A 21,309-nucleotide genomic window follows, 5' to 3' on the forward strand; every position below is an offset into this window, starting at 1 on the left:
TTGGTGATTCTATTGTAGAATTAATACGAGGTTTATGGCTGAAATAATCAGAATTTATGAAGAGAATCCTAATCCTAAGGCCATTGCGAAGGTTGAAAAGGTTTTAAGAGATGGCGGACTTATCATTTACCCCACTGATACGGTTTACGGATTGGGCTGTGATATTACCAATATCAAAGCTTTGGAGCGTGTGGCCTTGATAAAACAGGTGAAACTCGAGAAATCTAACTTCTCTTTTGTGTGTCATGATCTGAGTAACTTGAGTGATTATGTGAAACAAATCGACACTCGGACATTTAAAATTCTTAAGCGCGCTTTACCGGGTCCTTATACCTTTATTTTACCCGGTTCTAATAATTTACCAAACCCTTTTAAGAAGCGTAAGACCGTTGGTATTCGCGTGCCAAATAACAACATTGCTTTGGATATTGTGAAGGCACTTGGAAATCCGATTATATCGACCTCCATCAGAGATGAAGATGAAATCCTTGAGTACACTACCGATCCGGAACTTATTCTTGAAAAGTGGGATAATTTGGTAGATTTAGTAGTAGATGGCGGCTACGGTGGTAATGAAGCCTCTACTGTGATTGACCTATCGGAAAGTACGCCAACCATAATAAGAGAGGGAAAAGGTAGTTTGGAATTACTGTAAAAAAAAAGCCCAGCAAATGCTGAGCTTTTAGTTTCTAAATCTTTTGCTTAGTTTCCTGCAGCTTCAAGATTTTTCATTTCTTTTTCAATCATATCATAGAACTGATCGATTTTAGGCATAACGATAATTCTTGTACGTCTGTTCATTGCTCTGTGCTCTGGCGTATCATTATCAACTAAAGGCACATAAGAACTACGTCCGGCAGCGATTAACTGACCAGGGTTAACGCCTAAGTCTTGTAATACGCGAATTACAGAAGTAGATCTTTTTACACTTAAATCCCAGTTATCTAATAATGGAGGTTGGCTGTAAGGTACGTTATCAGTGTTACCTTCAACCATGCATTCAAAGTCAGGTTTGCTATTCACTACTTTAGCTACTTTGGCAAGAACCTCTTTCGCTCTGGAGGTTACTGTATAGCTTCCGCTCTTGAATAATAGATTGTCTGCGATTGAAATGAATACAACACCCTTTTCAACATTCACTTGGATGTCCGGATCATTGATTCCTACCTCACGCTTCAAGCTTGTTACCAAAGCAAGCGTTACACTATCCTTTTTAGATAATGCATCTTGTAAACGGGTAATTTTCAGGTCTTTTTCTTTTATGCTTTCTAAAGTCTTCTCTACATTGCTAGCGCCTTTTGCAGATAGAACTTGTAAGTTTTCATTGCTTTTTCTTAAATCGGCAACTTGTTCTTCTAAAGCAGTAGCTCTTGCGGTTGCAGAAGCACGCTCTTCTAAACAAGAATTTAATTTTACAGTGGCGGAATTTAAGAGATCTTGAGTTTCTTTTTGTTTGGCTTCAAGATCGGTGTATTGTTTTTTAGATACACAGGAGCTTAAAATAAGAAGTACTGAAGCCCCAAGTAAGAGTATTTTTTTCATAATTGTATAAACGAGGTTTTTAGGTTTTGGTTTTTGTTTTTATAAACTCTCCAAAAGTAGTTAAAAAACAGCTGAAACACGAGCGATTAACAAAACTTTTGCTAATTTTTTACAAACTTTTAAAGTATTTATTTTTATTTACGAAATATTGAATAACAATGGATGTTATTTGGAAATATTTTTTTTTCTTGTCCAAACACCGTCTTTGATTGTAAAAGGTAAAAAAGTGCCGATAATACCCAAAATGAGCCTTTACAACAGCCAACATGAATTTGGGTTTTCCTTCGAAAATAAATTTCATACCGGCAAAACCATCCAGGACAAGCCGAACGAGAATTAAAAAAGGTAAAAATCCGTGAGCGTTTTTGGTAAGCGTATATAAACTGTTTCTAAAATTCAAAAACACTTTTCTGGCATCGGTGTTCTTAAGGGTAGCCCCACCCAGGTGATAAACCGTAGATTTTCCGATGTATTTTGTTTCAAATCCTTGATTAAAGGCTCTCCAACAAAGATCTATTTCTTCCATATGGGCAAAAAATGAAGCGTCCAAACCTCCTAAACTCCTGTAAACGTCAGAACGAATAAAAAATGCTGCACCACTGGCCCAGAAAATAGCGGCCTCATCATTAAATTGACCATGATCTTTTTCTATGGTATTAAAAATGCGTCCGCGACAATAGGGATAACCAAACTTGTCTATATAGCCACCTGCCGCCCCGGCGTATTCAAAATATTCCTTGTTCTTATAATCCAATAATTTCGGTTGAATAATAGCCGTTTTAGGTTCCTGCTCGAAACACGTTATAATCGGTTTTAACCAATTTTCAGTCACTTCCACATCACTGTTCAATAAACAAAACACCTCCGCATCTATTACCTGAAGTCCGCGATTATAACCTTCGGCGAAGCCATAATTCTTTTGATGTTGAATAATTTTAATATCAGGAAAGGAGGCTTTAACAAAACCCACCGAATCATCTTTAGAGGCATTGTCAACCAGAAAAATTTCAGCTTCCTTAGAAAAGGATACAACGGAGGGCAAAAAAGTTTCTAATAATTTTTTACCATTCCAATTCAATATAACAACAGCAATTTTCATTTAAGTGTATTTCGGGATGTCTTTTAAAAACTGATAGCGACCTTCCCGGTAATTCATAGCACAATAATAATGATTTAATCCGTTGGTTATCATCAAATAGTTCGCGTTTAAAGCTAAATTATAACGAGCAATCTGATCGAACGTGGCTTGTGTTATCGGGATTTCCGGCGCCTTACATTCAACCACCAAGTGAATACTGCCATCCGTATTGAATACTACAATATCATAACGTTTTTTCAAATCATTTATCCGTAATTCTTTCTCAATATTGATGAGTGATTTTGGAAAACCTTTAATTTCAAGTAGAAATTGCACGCAGTTTTGACGCACCCATTCTTCGGGTTGAAGGATCACAAATTTTTTACGAATAGGATCAAAAATAGAAACTTTATTTTCCCTATTTTTGAATCGAAATGAAAACTTTGGAAAGTCTAATTCTTGCATGTATTCGTAATGATTTTTTCAAAGGTAACCCACTACTGCAAAATAGCCAATAGGATTTCAAAAATGTTAGGTATTGGGATTTTTTAATTTGAATTTTCATCAATTTGGACGAAGTAAAACAACTTGTAGCTGATATTAAAGACGGTAAAATAAAACCTGTTTATTTTTTAATGGGTGAAGAATCGTACTATATTGATAAGATTTCCGAATTTATTGAAAACACGATATTAACTGAAGCTGAGCGCGGCTTTAATCAAGTGGTATTGTATGGCCGTGATGTGACGGTTGAAGATATTATAAGTCAGGCAAAGCGCTATCCTATGATGGCAGAGCATCAAGTGGTTATTGTAAAAGAGGCTCAGGATCTATCCCGAACTATCGAAAAATTGAGTTCTTATGCCGAGTCTCCGCAACCCTCTACCGTCCTGGTAATTAATTATAAATACAAAAAAATAGATAAGCGGAAAGCTTTGTATAAAGCCGTTAGGAAAAGTGGCGTTGTTTATGAAAGTAAAAAACTATATGAAAATCAGGTTGCTGATTGGATTAGAAGGGTTCTAGCGCCAAAAAACTACACCATCTCGCCAAAAGCAGCACAAATGCTCGTGGAGTTTTTAGGAACTGAACTAAGCAAGATCAATAATGAATTAGAAAAATTACAAATTATTCTGAAGCCCGGGAGTCAGATTACTCCGGAGATTATTGAAGAAAACATCGGTATTAGCAAGGACTTTAATAATTTCGAGTTACGAAAAGCCATAGGAGACAGGGATTCTAAAAAGGCTTTTCAGATCATCAAATACTTCTCTGAAAACCCTAAAGATAACCCGATGGTTGTAACGGTTGCACTACTATTTAATTTTTTCTCACAACTTTTGCATTATCATGGATTGCGGGATAAATCCCCACGAAGTGTGGCTTCTGCTTTAAAAATAAATCCATATTTCGTGAACGAATATGTAACTGCAGCAAAAAACTATCCGATGAAAAAGGTTAGCGTTATTGTGTCGCATTTAAGAACCTTTGATGTAAAAAGCAAGGGGGTAGACTCTAATGCTGTTCCACAAGGCGACCTTCTTAAGGAGCTTATGGCTAAGATTTTAGCTTAATTTTTATATATAAACAGAAATGGTTAAACCGATCATGGTGAACGCCAAAAGCATGAGAACCAAAGGAATCACAAACTTCAACCATTTATCGTAACCAACTTTTACTACGGCTAATGAGGCTAAAATTAATCCTGTAGGATTAATGAATGCAAACAATCCCATGCCGTAATTATAAGCATTTACAACAGCTTCTCTGCCAATTCCAACACCGTCGGCTAAAGGTGACATGATCGGCATAGTAAGGACGGCCATCCCGGAGGAAGAGGGTATGAAAAAGGATAATCCACCGTATATGTAGAGCATAGCATTTATAAACACGCCTTTGTTCATGCCGTTGGTCATATTACTGGCGTAGTACAACATGGTGTCACTTATTAAACCATCATTCATGAGTACGGTTATACCGCGGGCAATACCAATAATTAAGGCAACACCCAATAACTCTCCGGCTCCCTTAACAAAAGTGTCCACAAACTGAGCTTCTTTATTTCTTCCTGTAAATCCAATTAAAATAGCTCCAACTAAGAAAACAGCAGTCATTTTAGTAAACCACCAGCCTTTTATTGAAACGCCGTAAACCATAATCACAAAGCACATGATAAATATAAATAGGATCAAACGAAGACGGAAATTCAGTTTTAGGTTGGAATGCGTAATATTTCCAAAATGTTTTTCGATGGCTTCTTTTTGACTAAAAATAATCGATTTTGAAGGATCCTTTTTTACCCGTTTTGCATAATTCAGAATATAAGAAACACAAATGATCGTACCCAAAACGAAAAATAAAATTCTTCCTGTAATACCCGATGTCCAGTTTATTCCGGAGGCGTTGGAGGCAATTATGGTGCTAAAAGGGTTTGTAGTGGCACACATGGTTCCTATGGAGGATCCAATGTATATAGACGCTAACGCCACCATGGCGTCATACTTGGCAGCAAGAAAAATAGGGATCAAAATAGGGTAGAAGGCTATGGTTTCTTCAGCCAATCCAAAAGTAGTTCCACCCAAAGCAATCAAAAAAGTAACTGCGATTATGAGTATGAATTCTCTACCTTTCAAGGCCTTTGCCAGCCAGGCAATACCGGCTTCAAAAGCTCCGGTAAGATTCATAATACCTATTAAACCACCAATTACCAGAACCAAAAAAATAATATCTGCAGCATCAATAATGCCCTTAACCGGAGATAATATTAAGGCAACCAAACCCTGAGGTTTGGCATCAAGCTTTTTGTAGGTACCGGGAATATTTACTGCTTTATAAATAGCACCACTAGTGAATTTCTCTAATGGTATTTTTATATTCAACTCATTCAAGGTTTCCTGGGTAGCGGGGAGGACAGTTTCGTTGTTAGAGGATGTCCGTATAAACGTGTTTTCAGTGCTATTATAGGCTAAAGTATCAAATTTACCAGCAGGGATAATAAAAGTCATGATAGCTACCAGAGCAGCAATGATTAATAAAATAGTTTGAGCCGTGGGGAACTTCCTTTTTTTCAATAGATTTACACTTTATTTAATAAAGATAGTACATTTTTAGAGTTTTTATGGAGGTAGAAATTGAAGAGCGATGGAAACCCTTGCTTCAGGAGGAATTTGATAAGCCTTATTTTAAGTCGCTCGTAGCGTTTGTTAAAAAAGAATATGCAAATCACGAGTGTTTTCCACCCGGAAATCAAATATTCAATGCGTTTAACCATTGTACTCCTGATAATCTCAAAGTTGTTATAATTGGTCAGGACCCCTATCATGGTTTTGGTCAAGCCAATGGTATGTGCTTTTCTGTGAATGACGGTGTTCCACATCCGCCGTCTTTAGTTAATATATTCAAAGAAATTTCAAATGATCTCGGAAAATCTTATCCTAAAAGTGGCAATTTGATGCCCTGGGCAGATCAAGGTGTTTTACTGTTGAATGCTACGTTAACTGTGCGTGCCGGACAGGCCGGTAGTCACCAAAACCAAGGTTGGGAACAATTCACTGATGCTGTAATAACAAAAATTAATAAGACCAAAACAGGAATTGTGTTTTTGTTGTGGGGTGGGTATGCAAAAAAGAAAACGAAACTAATTGATTCCTCAAATCATTACGTGTTAACTTCTGGTCATCCGTCGCCTTTAAGTGCCAATCGAGGCTATTGGTTTGGTAATAAACATTTTAGCCAAGCCAATAAAATCCTTGTCAAACAAAATAAATTGCCTGTTAAATGGTTATGAGAACGGTTCTGGAATCTGATAAGATATTAACTACCGGTAGGCGCTAATTCTTCAGACTCTTCAGAAGTTATTCTTGCATTCAAGATAACTGGTTTTTTACTTTCTCGAGATTTTCGAGAAATTCTGTTACAACTGAACTTTAACAGTATAAAATTAAGAGAGAGAAGAACCGCAATAGCAATAGTAATATTCAATAGCATAGGCGAAGGGCATTTGTAAGTTAAATCAGCGCATTTTGGATGAAGCGCATATTTTAACGTTTAATTAATAGCTTAATGCAAACATAATAAAAAAAAGACTACGGTCAAATTAGTATTATACTTATTTCAAATTTGTGCTAATTCGACATTTATTCATCGAGTTTTTTTTCGTTTTGACAAATTTGAGTATTCAATTTTTTTAAATATTTAAAGGTTAGTTTTAGATTATTACATCTTTTTGTAATAAGATAGTGTTTTTGTTAAATATGAATTATTTTTGATAAAAATTTTAAGCATGATGACACCGAATTGGGTAACCGCTAAAGAATACGAAGATATAACCTATAAAAAATGTCAGGGTGTGGCTCGCATTGCCTTTAATAGACCAGAAGTTCGTAATGCATTCCGGCCAAAAACCACGAGCGAACTTTATGATGCTTTTTATGATGCCAATGAAGATACTTCTATAGGTGTCGTATTGCTCTCTGCCGAAGGTCCTTCTCCCAAAGATGGCGTATTTTCATTCTGTAGTGGTGGCGACCAAAAAGCTCGAGGGCATCAAGGCTATGTTGGTGATGACGGCTACCACAGGTTAAATATTTTAGAAGTACAACGTTTAATCCGCTTTATGCCAAAAGCTGTAATTGCAGTAGTTCCCGGATGGGCCGTTGGAGGCGGACATAGCTTGCATGTGGTTTGCGATTTAACGCTGGCCAGTAAAGAACATGCAATTTTTAAACAGACCGATGCCGATGTTACCAGTTTCGATGGTGGATATGGCTCGGCGTATTTAGCAAAAATGGTGGGACAGAAGAGAGCGCGTGAAATCTTTTTTTTAGGTCGAAATTACAATGCTCAGGAGGCTTTTGAAATGGGAATGGTCAATGCTGTAATACCTCATGAAGAGCTGGAGAGTACAGCTTTTGAGTGGGCACAGGAAATTCTTGCAAAATCACCCACATCTATAAAAATGCTGAAATTTGCTATGAACCTGACGGATGATGGTATGGTAGGACAACAAGTGTTTGCAGGTGAAGCCACGCGATTGGCCTATATGACCGATGAAGCTAAGGAAGGGCGTGATGCGTTTTTAGAAAAGCGTAAGCCTAACTTTGAGAAAAAATGGATTCCATGATGAAAAAAGCATCAGCATGGGTTAATTCCATGCGCTTACGCACACTACCCTTGTCGGTTTCAGGGATAATTCTAGCCTCATGTTTGGCTGCCAGAGAAGGATATTTTAGTTGGACTATTTTTATTTTAGCAATACTTACAACGCTCAGTTTCCAAATCCTTTCGAATTTGGCAAATGATTATGGTGATGGCCTGAAAGGAACTGACAATGAGCAACGTATTGGTCCTGAACGGGCCATTCAAAGTGGTAAGATCACACCTAAAGAAATGCGAACAGGGATTATTATTAATGTGATTTTAGCTTTAATTTTTTCGGTTATTTTGATCTTTACAGCATTTGGAACCTCTCATGGTGTATTGGTCTTAATATTTTTAATTCTTGGTATAGCTTCTATTGCGGCAGCAATCAAATATACAGTAGGAAATTCGGCATATGGTTATCACGGTTTGGGTGACATATTTGTTTTTATTTTTTTTGGATTGGTAAGCGTTATTGGTGGTTATGTCCTATTTGCAAAATCTTTAACCTCTATAGTTTATTTACCAGCGGTTGTGATAGGTTTATTGAGTGCCGGCGTTCTAAACCTTAACAATTTACGTGACATTGTTTCCGATGAGGCTTCAAATAAAAATACGTTAGCAGTAAAGCTCGGTGTAAAAAGCACGAAAATTTATCACAATGTTTTAATAATTTCTGCATTGGCACTTTCTGCTTTGTTTGGTATTTTGTATTTTCAATCCTATTATAGTTTAATGTTTATCATTAGCTTTATCCCCTTATTACAGCACTTAAACCGATTTAACAAAAATAAGGTTCCGAAACTCTTAGATCCGGAATTAAAAAAGTTAGCCTTATCTACCGTTTTATTAGCCATCTTAATGGGTTTGGGACAGGTATTTTGAAAACTGAATAATAACAAAAAAATCTTTGAAAATGAAAATTACATTTTATGGTCATGCCAGCCTAGGTATTCAAATTGATGATATTCATATTTTAGTAGATCCCTTTATAACAGGAAACCCAAAAGCTTCTGAAATTGATATTGATTCGCTTAAGGCAGATTACATTCTGATAACGCATGCACACCAGGATCATATTCTGGATGTAGAAGCGATTGCCAAACGCACCGGTGCTGTGTTGGTTTCTAACTTTGAAATTATTTCTCGTTATGAGAAAATGAAAATTGAAGGTCACCCTATGAATCACGGTGGGCATTGGGATTTTGAGTTCGGTACCGTTAAATATGTAAACGCGATTCATACCTCTTCATTCCCTGATGGTAGTTATGGCGGGCAGCCGGGAGGTTTTATTATAGAAAGTGAACACAAAAATATTTACATTGCCGGTGATACAGCTCTAACGTATGATATGAAATTAATTCCTCTGCAAACGAAGTTAGATCTTGCTATTTTACCTATTGGCGATAATTTCACTATGGGAATCGACGATGCTATTTTAGCCAGTGATTTTGTAGCTTGCGATAAAGTTCTTGGTGTTCATTATGATACTTTTGGTTATATTGAAATTGATCATGATGAGGCTAAGAAAAAGTTCTTCGAAAAAAATAAAGATCTCATGCTTTTAGAAATTGGTGAATCCATTGAATTATAAATGATTAAGGCTCGGTTTAAAAAATATACTCTCAACTTTAAACAACCTAGCGGCACTTCCCGAGGTATTTTAAAAACAAAGGATACCTGGTTCCTTATTTTAAATAATGGCATCCAAACAGGGATAGGCGAGTGCGGTATGTTTCGAGGTCTTTCGGCTGATGACCGACCTGATTTTGAAGAAAAGTTGCACTGGGTTTGTAAAAATATCGATCTCGGACTCTCGGCTTTACTTAAAGAAACCATTGAATTCCCAAGTATTCAATTTGGCCTTGAAATGGCTTTTCAAGCTTTGGAAAGTGATTATCCATTTGAGCTTTTTCCGTCGAAGTTTACCGAAGGAACAGATGCCATTACCATAAATGGATTAATTTGGATGGGCTCGGAACGTTTCATGAAAAAACAAATTTCAGAGAAGCTCAAGGCAGGTTTCAAATGTATCAAAATGAAGATCGGTGCCATTGAATTTGAGGAAGAACTCAAATTATTAAGAACAATAAGAAAAGATTTTTCAGCGAAGGATATTGAATTACGTGTAGATGCTAATGGTGCTTTTTCTTCTGATGAAGCCCTTGAAAAACTCTCCATATTGTCTGAATTGGATCTGCATTCTATCGAACAACCCATCAAACAAGGACAAATTAACGAAATGGCAAAACTTTGTGAATTGTCGCCTTTGCCCATTGCTTTAGATGAAGAATTAATAGGTATTACTTCAAATTTAGAAAAAGAAGAATTACTACGAGAGATAAAGCCTCAGTACATCATTTTAAAACCCACGTTAATAGGAGGTTTCTCCGGAAGTAATTCCTGGATTGACCTGGCTGAAAAGCAAAAGATAGGCTGGTGGGTTACGAGTGCTTTGGAAAGCAATATTGGCTTGAATGCTATTGCACAATACACCTATCAAAAAGGAACCAGATTACCTCAGGGTCTGGGTACCGGAAGTTTATTTACAAATAATATAGATAGTCCCCTGGAAGTGCTCGAGGGGTCACTGCATTATAACGAAAAACGTACCTGGGACTTACGACAGTTAAATTTAAATCATTTAGAATAGATGTATGTAGAACAAGGGTTTAAGGGTTTACATGAGTGGTGGCGGTATATAGTAGGTCTTGTTATTGTAGTTATTGGGGTCATTATCGGGCAAATGCCATTTGGTTTAGCTGTTATAATAAAAATGAAGATGATGGGGGATACACCCCAACAGTTAGACCAAACTCAGATGTTGGCGATTTTAGACTCTAATTTAGGCTTGTTCCTCATGCTGCTTACTTTTGCCGCAGGTTTGGGAGCTTTGTTTCTTGTGGTTAAGTTTTTACATCATTTGAGTTTGAAGCAGCTTACAACGAGTCGACCAAAGATAGATTGGAAAAGGGTGTTTTTCATCTTTTTACTATGGGGGATCATATCCAGTGGATTTATTTTGATAGAATACTGGATGGCACCTGAAGATTACGTTCTTAACTTTAAACCGCTTCAATTTGCTGTACTTTGCCTGATTGCTATTATTATGATACCACTCCAAACCGCGTTTGAAGAGTATTTATTTAGAGGTTATTTAATGCAGGGTATTGGGGTAATTTTCAAAAACAAATGGCTGCCCTTACTTATCACCTCGGTTACATTTGGTTTATTACATATAGCCAATCCGGAAGTTGACAAACTGGGTTATACCATATTGGTCTATTACATTGGAACCGGTTTTTTTCTAGGCATTATGACTTTAATGGATGAAGGTTTGGAACTCTCCCTCGGATTCCATGCGGCCAACAACTTGTTTACGGCTCTTTTGGTTACCGCTGACTGGACAGCATTTCAGACCTATTCCGTTTTGAAAGATGTGAGTGAACCCGGAAAAACAGGACTTTTTGAAATTTTTATCCCGGTTTTTGTTGTATTTCCTATTTTACTTTTTATTTTATCAAAGCGATACAAATGGACGAACTGGAAAGACAAATTATTTGGTCAGGTCATTGAACCACAGCAAACAGGATCCATTGATGAGCTCGGACAATCAACTTAAAAACAAACGCTTATGACACCAACCTTTACCCAAGTTCACAACAGATTCAGGCTAAATGGGCATTATTATTCTTTTGAAGATTTAATGGAAGTGGCATATAGTTTTGTAAAAGAAGGTGAGCCTTATCAGGAACAAATTGGAAATTTCCTTCTCGATTGGTTAGATAAAAAAGATTACATCATAGCAAAAACTTCAGGTTCTACAGGGCGACCGAAAAAGCTTAAAATTAAAAAGCAAGCCATGGTTAATTCGGCCATAATGACCGGGGATTATTTTGGATTAAAACCCGGTGACAAAGTTCTAAATTGCTTGCCATCAAACTTTATTGCAGGTAAAATGATGATCGTTCGGGCGATCGCCTTAGGCTTACGATTGGAATTGGTAGAACCGTCAGCATATCCCTTGATCGATTATGAAAAGAAATATGATTTTTGTGCCTTTACACCCATGCAGTTAAAATACTTTTTAAACTACTGCAAAAACTTAAAAACCATCATTGTGGGAGGTGCGCCCGTGTCAAAATCCTTATTGGAATCTATTCAGGGCATTAAAGCCAACGTCTATGAAACCTTTGGTATGACCGAAACAGTGTCGCATATCGCAATGAAAAAATTGAATAATTTTAAAAAACCTAAAGACCTTTCAAAATTACATTTTAAAACACTGCCAGATGTTCATGTGTCACAGGATGAACGCGGTTGTTTGGTGATTGACGCTCCAAAACTGGTAGAAAAACCGATCGTAACCAATGATATGGTTACCTTGTATTCTGATTCTGAATTTGACTGGCTTGGACGTTGGGATCATGTGATCAATACCGGGGGAATTAAAGTGTTTCCTGAGCAAATAGAACACAAACTTCAAAAATTTATAAACAGACGGTTTTTTATAGCTTCAGTACCTGATGAAACCCTGGGACAGAAAGTACTCCTGATCATTGAAGGAGAACCATTTGAAATTGAAGATTCTTTATTCGATTCTTTGGATAAATTTGAAAAACCCAGGGAAACTTATTTCCTTAACTCTTTTGCGGAAACCGCATCACATAAGGTTCATAGAAACAGGACAATCAAAAAACTCAACCTCCAGAAACCTTAAACTTGTAATACGCCCATATTGAACTTTTTCTCAATAGGAGCGTGGTTTGCAGCCTCAATTCCCATGCTGATCCAAGTACGCGTTTCTAACGGGCTTATCACGGCATCAGTCCATAAACGCGCGGCAGCATAATATGGCGAAACCTGATGGTCATAGCGTGCTTTTATCTCATTATATAGCTTTTCCTCTTTTTCTTTAGTGATCTTTTCACCTTGCTTTTCCAAGGACGCTTTTTCAATTTGAAGTAAAACTTTTGCTGCAGAATTACCACTCATAACTGCCAGTTCGGCACTTGGCCATGCTACCATAAGACGTGGGTCATATGCTTTTCCACACATGGCGTAATTACCTGCACCGTAACTATTACCCATGATCACTGTAAATTTAGGAACAACAGAATTACTAACCGCATTCACCATTTTAGCACCATCCTTGATAATGCCACTATGTTCACTTTTACTACCAACCATAAACCCGGTTACATCCTGTAAAAATACCAAAGGAATTTTTTTCTGGTTGCAATTAGCAATAAAACGTGTTGCTTTATCGGCACTGTCATTATAGATCACACCGCCAAATTGCATCTCACCCTTTTTGGTTTTTACTAATTTTCGTTGATTGGCTACAATACCAACAGCCCAACCATCTATACGGGCATAACAAGTAATGATGGTTTTGCCATAACCGGCTTTGTATTCTTCAAACTCAGAATTATCGACCAGTCGTTTAATGATCTCGTAAGTATCATATTGGTCAGCGCGACTTTTAGGAATAATACCGAAAATATCTTCCGGTTTTTCAACAGGTTTTTCAGCTTCTATGCGATTAAAACCGGCTTTATCATAATCGCCCATCTTATCCATGATATTTTTAATGGTATTCAGAGCGTCTTTATCGTTCTTCGCTTTATAGTCCGTAACTCCTGAGATCTCACAATGCGTCGTTGCACCACCAAGAGTTTCATTATCTATGGATTCACCAATAGCGGCTTTAACCAAATAACTTCCGGCCAGGAAAATGCTTCCTGTTTTCTCAACTATTAAGGCTTCATCACTCATAATGGGGAGGTAGGCACCACCGGCTACACAACTCCCCATAACAGCGGCAATTTGTGTAATTCCCATACTGCTCATTACCGCATTATTTCGAAAGATGCGTCCAAAATGTTCCTTGTCCGGAAAGATCTCATCCTGAATGGGTAAATAAACACCTGCAGAATCAACCAGATAAATAATAGGTAATCTGTTTTCTATGGCGATCTCCTGAGCTCGTAAATTCTTTTTTCCGGTAATTGGAAACCAGGCACCGGCTTTAACTGTGGCATCATTGGCGACTACAATGCATTGTTTTCCACTAACATACCCCATTTTTACAACCACACCACCGGAAGGGCATCCGCCGTGCTCCTTATACATACCATCACCTGCGAAGGCACCAATTTCAATGGATTTTGTTTTCGGATCTAGTAGGAATTCGATACGTTCCCTGGCAGTCATTTTACCTTTGGCGTGCTGCTTTTCTATCCGCGATTTCCCACCACCTAAACTAACATCTACACGTTTTTTCTTGAGTTCCGCCAGTTGTAATTTATTATGATCTTCGTTTTTGTTGAAGGTAATGTCCATCCTTAGTAATTTTTCTACGAATGTACAAAATAAGCATTATAAAAGTGAATTAATTGTTAAAATACATTACATGGAAATATATTCCTTGGAAAATAAATGTAATTATTGTACATTTGTATCAGAAAAAATAAACTATGAAGAAAATAATCGCCTTTGGAGGTTCAAACAGTAAAAACTCAATTAATAAACAATTAGCAACCTATGCCTCGTCATTGGTTCAGAATGTAGACGTAAAACTTTTAGATCTAAATGATTTTGATCTTCCGCTTTTTGGTGTTGATGTAGAAGCAGAGCAGGGCTTTCCAGCTGATGCACAAAAGTTATTGAAGTTTTTTGAAGAAACTGATGGCTTTGTTATATCCCTGGCAGAACACAATGCCGCTTACACGGTAGCATTTAAAAATCTTTTGGATTGGCTGTCTAGAATAGAAGGTAAATTATTTTTTAAGAAACCGATGTTGCTTATGGCAACTTCTGATGGTTCCCGTGGTGGACAATCAGTTTTGGATATTGCGAAGTCGCGTTTTCCACGGCATGATGCCCACATTATTGAAACGTTCTCTTTACCACATTTCAGTGATAATTTTAAGGCCGGGAAAATTGTTGATATCGCATTAGATGCCGAGTTAAAAGCGGCTGTTAAAAAATTTAGAGACCATTTGTAAAAGCATGGGAGATATAAGCAAAGACATACAATCTACATTCCCTAACAACCGGATCAAGGCGCTTTTAAACATTTTATACACCGCAAATTGGATCTCGAGTTGCCAGAATGAGTTTTTTAAATCTTATGGTATCTCGCCGCAGCAATACAATATCCTACGAATTCTTAAAGGGGCCAAGGAGCCCTTGAACGTTCAGATTATTAAGGACCGTATGATAGAACGGGCACCCAACGCCACACGATTAATGGATAAATTATTAGCTAAAGATTACATTGAACGGTTGCCATGTAAGGAAGACCGGAGAGTTGTAAAAATTGCGATCACTATTAAAGGAAAAAAGTTACTGGATAGTATTCCTGTAGATTTTAATAAGAATTTATTAAAGAATTTAAACGAACAAGAAGCCGAACAATTAAGTGGTTTACTTGATAAAATGAGATAAATTAATAAAAGAAAGGCTAAAATAATGGAAACAATAAAAGAAAATACAAATAAAATGGAAACTGTAGTACATCGTGCTGACAGTAGAGGTTATGCGAATCATGGTTGGTTACAAGCAACGCATTCATTTAGTTTTGCAAGTTGGTTCAATAAAGATCGTATTCAATTTGGTGCTTTACGCGTTTTAAACGATGATATTATTGCACCTAACATGGGATTTGGAACACATCCGCACGATAATATGGAGATCATTACCATTCCTTTAAAAGGCGTTTTGAAACACCGTGATTCTATGCACAACGCCTGGCAAGCAGTGGTTCCCGGTGAAGTTCAGGTGATGAGTGCCGGAACGGGTGTGCAACACTCGGAGATCAACGGTTCTGCTACCGAACATTTGAATTTATTTCAAATATGGATCTTCCCTGATGAGCAGCACGTAAGACCACGTTATGATCAAAAGCGTTTTGAAGAAGCAGATCGTAAAAATAAATTACAAACGTTGGTAACTTCAACGAAAGACAGCCATGAAGGAAGTTTAAAGATCCATCAGGATGCTGTGTTATCACGCATTGATCTGGATAAAGACAAAACGTTTAACTATAAGTTAAAAGATGAAAACCACGGCGTTTATGTAATGACCATTTTTGGAGAGCTCGACATTGCCGGTGAAACTTTACATAGCAGAGATGCTATTGGTATTAGTAAAACCAAAGAATTTACGGTAAAAACTAAAGAAGATACCGGACTTTTATTCATCGAAGTACCGATGCAATAATTTTTTATTAAGGCGTACAATTTATTGTGAAGTAGGAAAATTTAACAGGTTCTCTTGTGAAATCATTCCTATCATCGATTATTTGTACGCTTTGAAGTTTATTTTTTAAAGGGATTAGGGATTTAAATACTTTTAATCGTTGAAACTATTATAAGTCCTCCCAAAATTTATGCTTCAAAAAGCGGTTTTATATTTCTGTTTTTTTTCTACGTTAATGGCATTTGCACAGTCCCCAGATTTGGAGACAAGCGCGAATAAAGCACTAGATTCATTATTGACTGAAGTTCCTGAGCTCACTTCCAAAGATTCTGTGATCGTGAGTACCTCCATGTTTGGTGTTGGAATGAATATCGTGGATGACTCTGATGATCGTACGGGAAAAGTTTTTGATCTGAAATCCGGATGGAACTATGCACCATATCCTTCACGATTAAGTTTGGGAAAATACTGGCGTAGCGGTTTAGGTTTGGAAGGTATTGCTTCATACAATCACTATAAAAAAGGTAAAATTGTTGGTGGATCGCCTTTACCGGAAGGAAAAAATTACTGGGCGCTGGATGCTCGTTTAAGTTATGATTTACGAAAATTAATTGGCGATAACGGCTGGTTTGATCCCTATGTAGGGGTTGGTTTGGGTGTGAATACCGCGGTTGGCCAAACACGTGCCACCTATAATGCCATTTTTGGTTCCAGATTCTGGTTCTCAGATCGGTGGGGCATTGATATCAATACTACCGGAAAATGGACTATGAATCCTGATCTTACCGACCATATTCAGCATGCTGCCGGTGTGGTATACCGATTTAATTATGAGAAAGATCTGAGCAAGAAAGGTGAAAAGAAATTGGCTGAAATTGAGTATATCCAGAAAGAAAATGAACGTATTAAGGATTCTGTGTTCAAAGCTTTGAAAGCCAAAGAAGAAGCATACAAACGCGCTCAGGAAGAAGCCAGACAAAAAGAAGCGGAACGCTTAGAACAAGAGCGCAAAGCAAAAGAAGCCGCTCGCGAAAAAGAACGTCAGGATATACAAAATCAACTAGAAGCGCTAGAACCTATTTATTATAATTTTGATAGATCGTTCTTAACTCAAACCTCAAGAAAAACACTTGAAGGGCTGATGGCTATCTTTAAAGCGCATCCGGGATTAGTACTTGAAGTTGGTGCTAATACAGATTCTCGAGGTTCTGACGCTTACAATATGAAACTATCAGAACGACGTTTGCAATCTGTTCTAGATTACCTGGAAGATGAAGGTATTCCTTCGGACCAATTGGTTGGAAAAGCCTACGGCGAAACTAATTTAGTTAATGAGTGTGATGATAATACACCGTGTTCTGAAGCAAAACATCGTTTGAATCGTAGAGCTGATTTTAAAATTGTGAGTTTTTAAACGCTTGAAAACCTTTTAGATATTGAAGCATCCTTTTTTTGGATGCTTTTTTTATTTAAAAATACGATATTTGTGTTCTAAACTGCGCAAAGGATAGAAGCGGCATCCTTTTGCGGGCTTTTTCGGCCCGGAAAAGATATAGCGGATAGCCTGACCACGCTTTTCGCGTGGGTGCGCCCTAAAAAGAAAAGATTTATTATGGCAATGAATAAAAATACAGTGTTGGCCTGGGCCACGTGGATTATGATTATCGAGGGCTTGTTGTTAATAGCGCTTGGCGCATTTCGGTACGACGAGATTGCCGGCTGGGGATTTGCCTCGGTGGGTATTGGTTTTTTTGCAGTAGCCTGGGTGTTTAATGCTTTAAAAGGACGCGTGTAATGAGCGACGATAAGAAAGTTATTTTTTCAATGTCTGGTGTTACCAAGACATTTCAGAGTGCTAATACGCCGGTACTTAAGAATATTTATTTGAGCTTCTTTTACGGTGCTAAGATCGGGATCTTGGGATTGAATGGTTCCGGGAAATCGACCTTGTTAAAAATTATTGCAGGGATTGATAAGAATTACCAGGGTGATGTGGTATTCTCTCCCGGTTATACCGTGGGTTATTTAGAACAGGAACCTAAGCTGGACGATGAAAAAACCGTTATGGATGTGGTAAAAGAAGGTGCCGCAGAAACCGTTGCTATTCTTGATGAATATAATAAGATCAATGATATGTTTGGTTTGGAGGAAGTGTATTCTGATCCGGACAAAATGGAGAAGTTAATGGCCCGACAAGCAGTACTTCAAGACCAGATCGATGCGGCGAATGCCTGGGAACTGGATACCAAACTCGAGATCGCCATGGATGCTTTGCGTACACCTGAAGGCGATAAAAAAATAGGGGTGCTTTCCGGTGGTGAACGCCGCAGAGTGGCTTTATGTCGTTTATTATTGCAGGAACCTGATGTATTGTTACTCGATGAGCCTACCAACCACCTGGATGCTGAGTCGGTACATTGGCTGGAGCATCATTTGGCACAATATAAAGGCACGGTGATCGCTGTAACGCACGACCGTTACTTTTTGGATAATGTAGCCGGTTGGATTTTGGAATTGGATAGAGGAGAAGGTATTCCGTGGAAAGGTAATTATTCCTCCTGGTTAGATCAAAAATCGAAACGTTTGGCTTTAGAGAGTAAATCGGCATCGAAACGTCAAAAAACTTTGGAACGCGAGTTAGAATGGGTACGGCAAGGCGCCAAAGGTCGCCAGACGAAGCAAAAAGCCCGTTTGAAGAATTACGATAAATTATTGAGTCAGGACCAGAAACAACTGGATGAAAAGCTCGAAATATATATTCCAAACGGTCCTCGATTGGGAACTAACGTTATTGAGGCCAATCATGTGAGTAAGGCTTATGGTGATAAATTGCTGTATGACGATCTGAATTTTAAATTGCCTCAAGCGGGCATTGTAGGTGTTATTGGTCCGAATGGTGCCGGTAAAACCACCATTTTCAGAATGATCATGGGCGAAGAAACGCCGGATAAAGGCGAGTTTGTAGTAGGTGAGACGGCTAAAATAGCCTATGTGGATCAGAGTCATTCCAATATTGATCCTGAAAAAACCATTTGGGAAAACTTTAGTGACAAACAGGAACTCATCATGATGGGTGGGCGACAGGTAAACTCCCGGGCTTATTTAAGTCGCTTTAATTTTTCGGGAAGTGAACAAAATAAAAAAGTGGCTTTGCTATCCGGAGGTGAACGTAACCGACTTCATTTGGCCATGACCTTAAAAGAAGAAGGTAACGTGCTGCTTTTAGATGAGCCCACCAACGACCTGGATGTAAATACCCTTCGTGCTTTGGAGGAAGGTCTTGAGAATTTTGCTGGATGTGCGGTAGTTATAAGTCACGACCGTTGGTTCTTAGATCGTATTTGTACGCATATTTTGGCTTTTGAAGGAAATAGCCAGGTTTATTTCTTTGAAGGAGGTTTTTCAGACTATGAGGAAAATAAAAAGAAACGTTTAGGCGGTGATATCATGCCGAAGCGCATAAAATATAAAAAGTTGGTGCGCTAAGTGTTATAAAAAAAACGCCTGCATATTGCAGGCGTTTTTTATTTTTTATCATTACTGTATAAATGACCTTCGGTAAAATCCCGGTATGTTTCAATGTCCTCAGCCTGTTCCATAATCTGTTTATTTATTTCATCAAGCCGTTCATTTTCTTTTTTGAGTAAATATGATTTTCTTATACCGAGTAGCAGTAATACTGCAAAGAAAACAACAACGACACTCAACACAACTACAATAGTGTCTTCCGTCATTAAAGCTAGAATCGAAAATATAAAAGACTGGGGCATGGTTGGTTAGATAAATATGAGTATTATCAAATATACTATTTTTTATTTAATAACAAACTAATTATTCGGGTACCAGTTTAACTGTACAACGTCTATATTTGGATCTCCGGTATTTACCAATTTTTTAAATTTAGCCACATCACTTAAACCACCTGTACCTCTGTAGTGATAGGGATAAACTTTTTTAGGTTTAAAATCCAGAACAGCACTCGCAGCGGCATCAACAGGCATCGTGTACGGTAAGTTCATACAAACAAAAGCGATGTCAATATTTTTAAGATTTCGCATTTCCGGAATATCTTCGGTGTCTCCGGAAATATAAACCCGTTTATCACCTAGTGTAACTACATAACCATTTCCTCGTCCTTTTGAATGAAATTTCAGGGCTTCTTCCCGTAAATTATACATTGGGATCGCTTCGATCATGATGTCGGTGCCGCTTACATTCATATTTTTAGTTTCACCGTTGTTAATTACCAGGCTGTTGATTTTTGCTGATTTTGGTATTTGATCCACTACCGCTTGAGGTGCCACTATCGGAACATTTAACTCTTGTAAGGTTTCAACATTAAAATGGTCACCATGAATATCCGTAACCAAGGCCAGATTAGGTTTTGGTTGACCTTTAAAAGCAGCAGCACCACCAACAGGATCTACATAGATCACTGCATCCTTGTATGTCATTACAAAAGTGGCGTGTTCAAAAGGATGGATACCAATAGCATCTTTGGCTTCCATAACTTTGTCAGCCATATCGGCGGTACTTTCAGGTTCTGATGATTTTTGTTTGCAGTTATAAAAACTCGCTATTAAAACAAATAGTGCAATTTTTTTCAAATTCATAAGTATTGATTTTTTGGTTTTTCATAAAGATAATTTTTTTATTCGTATTTGAAACATGTAACTTTTCACCTATTTTTTATAAGTCAATAGAAGTAATCTATAATGCTACTGAAATGAGTTCAAATCGCTTAAGAAACATACAATCCACCATCCTTTCCGATCATTACTATATTTTGAAACGCTTTAGTTTTTATTACCAAATGCGTAATGGAACCTGGGTAAATCAGGTACGTGAAGTTTATGATCGTGGTGACGGTGCCGGTATTTTGCTTTATAACAAAACAAAAAAAACAGTACTACTAATAAAGCAATTCAGGATGCCTACGTATCAGAATGACAATCCTGACGGTTTTTTAGTTGAAATATGTGCCGGATTGTTAGACAAGGATAATCCAGAGGAATGTATTATTCGTGAAACCGAGGAGGAAGTAGGCTATCGCCTGGAAAAGGTAACAAAGGTTTATGAAGGCTATTCTTCACCGGGGGTCATGACAGAAAAAATGCATTTTTTTATAGGTGAATATACTGATGCTATGAAAGTTAATTCAGGAGGTGGTTTGGATAGTGAAGCTGAAGATATTGAGGTTTTGGAAATGCCATTTAAGCAGGCGATTAACATGCTTAATTCGGGAGAGATCCAAGATACCCGAACCATAGTTTTATTACAGTATTTGCAAATCCATAAGCTTTTGGACTGATTTTTATTTCAGTCGAAATCGAAAATAGAAAACC

The 21,309-nt window shown here is 37.6% G+C and carries 23 protein-coding genes; 16 read left to right on the forward strand and 7 right to left on the reverse strand.

The window, feature by feature from the left end:
* The first annotated feature begins 34 nt into the window (after window positions 1–34).
* Window positions 35–655 carry an L-threonylcarbamoyladenylate synthase gene (locus ABD682_RS11460; RefSeq protein ID WP_344741520.1) on the forward strand — a complete coding sequence of 207 codons (621 nt, stop codon included), beginning with the start codon at window positions 35–37 and terminating at the stop codon, window positions 653–655.
* A gap of 47 nt (window positions 656–702) precedes the next feature.
* Here ABD682_RS11460 and ABD682_RS11465 read toward each other — a convergent pair whose 3' ends face one another.
* The 3 genes from ABD682_RS11465 to ABD682_RS11475 form a co-directional block, all read right to left on the reverse strand.
* On the reverse strand, window positions 703–1,542 hold the full coding sequence (locus ABD682_RS11465) for an OmpA/MotB family protein (protein ID WP_344741523.1): 840 nt from the start codon (window positions 1,540–1,542) through the stop codon (window positions 703–705).
* A 109-nt stretch (window positions 1,543–1,651) separates the two neighbouring features.
* Window positions 1,652–2,641, reverse strand: a complete 990-nt coding sequence (locus tag ABD682_RS11470; RefSeq protein ID WP_344741524.1) for a glycosyltransferase family 2 protein — start codon at window positions 2,639–2,641, stop codon at window positions 1,652–1,654.
* Window positions 2,642–3,085, reverse strand: coding sequence for a type I restriction enzyme HsdR N-terminal domain-containing protein (locus ABD682_RS11475; RefSeq protein ID WP_344741525.1), 444 nt, complete (start codon window positions 3,083–3,085; stop codon window positions 2,642–2,644).
* 104 nt (window positions 3,086–3,189) lie between these two features.
* Between ABD682_RS11475 and holA the strand changes: the two genes are divergently transcribed.
* Window positions 3,190–4,194: a DNA polymerase III subunit delta gene (gene holA, locus ABD682_RS11480; RefSeq protein ID WP_344741526.1), complete on the forward strand. Its 1,005-nt coding sequence runs from the start codon at window positions 3,190–3,192 to the stop codon at window positions 4,192–4,194.
* A 3-nt stretch (window positions 4,195–4,197) separates the two neighbouring features.
* Here holA and ABD682_RS11485 read toward each other — a convergent pair whose 3' ends face one another.
* Window positions 4,198–5,691, reverse strand: a complete 1,494-nt coding sequence (locus ABD682_RS11485; RefSeq protein ID WP_344741527.1) for a YfcC family protein — start codon at window positions 5,689–5,691, stop codon at window positions 4,198–4,200.
* A 47-nt stretch (window positions 5,692–5,738) separates the two neighbouring features.
* On the opposite strand from ABD682_RS11485, the gene ung reads away from it, so the two are divergent.
* The 7 genes from ung (at window position 5,739) to ABD682_RS11520 (ending at window position 12,479) form a co-directional block, all read left to right on the forward strand.
* A complete protein-coding gene (ung, locus tag ABD682_RS11490; RefSeq protein WP_344741528.1) occupies window positions 5,739–6,407 on the forward strand; it encodes a uracil-DNA glycosylase in 669 nt (222 codons plus the stop codon).
* Window positions 6,408–6,902: 495 nt separating this feature from the next.
* Entirely contained in the window at window positions 6,903–7,742 is an 840-nt protein-coding gene (locus tag ABD682_RS11495) for a 1,4-dihydroxy-2-naphthoyl-CoA synthase (RefSeq protein WP_344741530.1), read from the forward strand.
* Window positions 7,739–8,644, forward strand: a complete 906-nt coding sequence (gene menA, locus ABD682_RS11500; protein ID WP_344741531.1) for a 1,4-dihydroxy-2-naphthoate octaprenyltransferase — start codon at window positions 7,739–7,741, stop codon at window positions 8,642–8,644. The genes ABD682_RS11495 and menA overlap by 4 nt, the downstream gene beginning before the upstream one ends.
* A gap of 31 nt (window positions 8,645–8,675) precedes the next feature.
* Window positions 8,676–9,353, forward strand: a complete 678-nt coding sequence (locus ABD682_RS11505) for a metal-dependent hydrolase (RefSeq protein WP_344741532.1) — start codon at window positions 8,676–8,678, stop codon at window positions 9,351–9,353.
* Entirely contained in the window at window positions 9,354–10,412 is a 1,059-nt protein-coding gene (locus ABD682_RS11510; RefSeq protein ID WP_344741533.1) for an o-succinylbenzoate synthase, read from the forward strand.
* Entirely contained in the window at window positions 10,413–11,381 is a 969-nt protein-coding gene (locus ABD682_RS11515; protein WP_344741534.1) for a CPBP family intramembrane glutamic endopeptidase, read from the forward strand.
* Between the two features lie 12 nt (window positions 11,382–11,393).
* Window positions 11,394–12,479: an AMP-binding protein gene (locus tag ABD682_RS11520; RefSeq protein ID WP_344741536.1), complete on the forward strand. Its 1,086-nt coding sequence runs from the start codon at window positions 11,394–11,396 to the stop codon at window positions 12,477–12,479.
* Here the strand turns inward: ABD682_RS11520 and ABD682_RS11525 are convergent.
* Window positions 12,476–14,104, reverse strand: a complete 1,629-nt coding sequence (locus ABD682_RS11525; protein ID WP_344741537.1) for an acyl-CoA carboxylase subunit beta — start codon at window positions 14,102–14,104, stop codon at window positions 12,476–12,478. The genes ABD682_RS11520 and ABD682_RS11525 overlap by 4 nt on opposite strands.
* 134 nt (window positions 14,105–14,238) lie before the next feature.
* Between ABD682_RS11525 and ABD682_RS11530 the strand changes: the two genes are divergently transcribed.
* The 6 genes from ABD682_RS11530 to ettA all read left to right on the forward strand — a co-directional run bounded on the left by ABD682_RS11530 (window position 14,239) and on the right by ettA (window position 19,450).
* The gene (locus tag ABD682_RS11530; protein WP_344741539.1) at window positions 14,239–14,769 is read left to right on the forward strand and encodes an NADPH-dependent FMN reductase; all 531 of its coding nucleotides are present in this window, start codon (window positions 14,239–14,241) and stop codon (window positions 14,767–14,769) included.
* Window positions 14,770–14,773: 4 nt separating this feature from the next.
* Window positions 14,774–15,211 (forward strand): MarR family winged helix-turn-helix transcriptional regulator, encoded by a 438-nt coding sequence (locus ABD682_RS11535; RefSeq protein ID WP_344741541.1) that lies wholly within the window; start codon window positions 14,774–14,776, stop codon window positions 15,209–15,211.
* 54 nt (window positions 15,212–15,265) lie between these two features.
* Entirely contained in the window at window positions 15,266–15,985 is a 720-nt protein-coding gene (locus ABD682_RS11540) for a pirin family protein (RefSeq protein ID WP_395360808.1), read from the forward strand.
* 274 nt (window positions 15,986–16,259) lie between these two features.
* Complete coding sequence (locus tag ABD682_RS11545) at window positions 16,260–17,378, forward strand: OmpA family protein (protein WP_344741543.1); 1,119 nt, start codon at window positions 16,260–16,262, stop codon at window positions 17,376–17,378.
* A gap of 198 nt (window positions 17,379–17,576) precedes the next feature.
* On the forward strand, window positions 17,577–17,759 hold the full coding sequence (locus tag ABD682_RS11550) for a CAL67264 family membrane protein (RefSeq protein WP_344741544.1): 183 nt from the start codon (window positions 17,577–17,579) through the stop codon (window positions 17,757–17,759).
* Window positions 17,759–19,450 carry an energy-dependent translational throttle protein EttA gene (ettA, locus tag ABD682_RS11555; RefSeq protein ID WP_344741545.1) on the forward strand — a complete coding sequence of 564 codons (1,692 nt, stop codon included), beginning with the start codon at window positions 17,759–17,761 and terminating at the stop codon, window positions 19,448–19,450. The genes ABD682_RS11550 and ettA overlap by 1 nt, the downstream gene beginning before the upstream one ends.
* A 38-nt stretch (window positions 19,451–19,488) precedes the next feature.
* Here the strand turns inward: ettA and ABD682_RS11560 are convergent, their stop codons facing one another.
* Both ABD682_RS11560 and ABD682_RS11565 read right to left on the reverse strand, forming a co-directional pair.
* Window positions 19,489–19,734, reverse strand: a complete 246-nt coding sequence (locus ABD682_RS11560) for a hypothetical protein (protein WP_344741547.1) — start codon at window positions 19,732–19,734, stop codon at window positions 19,489–19,491.
* 57 nt (window positions 19,735–19,791) lie between these two features.
* A complete protein-coding gene (locus ABD682_RS11565; RefSeq protein ID WP_344741548.1) occupies window positions 19,792–20,577 on the reverse strand; it encodes an MBL fold metallo-hydrolase in 786 nt (261 codons plus the stop codon).
* 113 nt (window positions 20,578–20,690) lie between these two features.
* On the opposite strand from ABD682_RS11565, the gene ABD682_RS11570 reads away from it, so the two are divergent.
* Window positions 20,691–21,275 (forward strand): NUDIX domain-containing protein, encoded by a 585-nt coding sequence (locus tag ABD682_RS11570; protein ID WP_344741549.1) that lies wholly within the window; start codon window positions 20,691–20,693, stop codon window positions 21,273–21,275.
* Window positions 21,276–21,309 lie beyond the last annotated feature (34 nt).

This window comes from Gaetbulibacter aestuarii, from assembly GCF_039537665.1.
GTDB lineage: Bacteria > Bacteroidota > Bacteroidia > Flavobacteriales > Flavobacteriaceae > Gaetbulibacter_A > Gaetbulibacter_A aestuarii.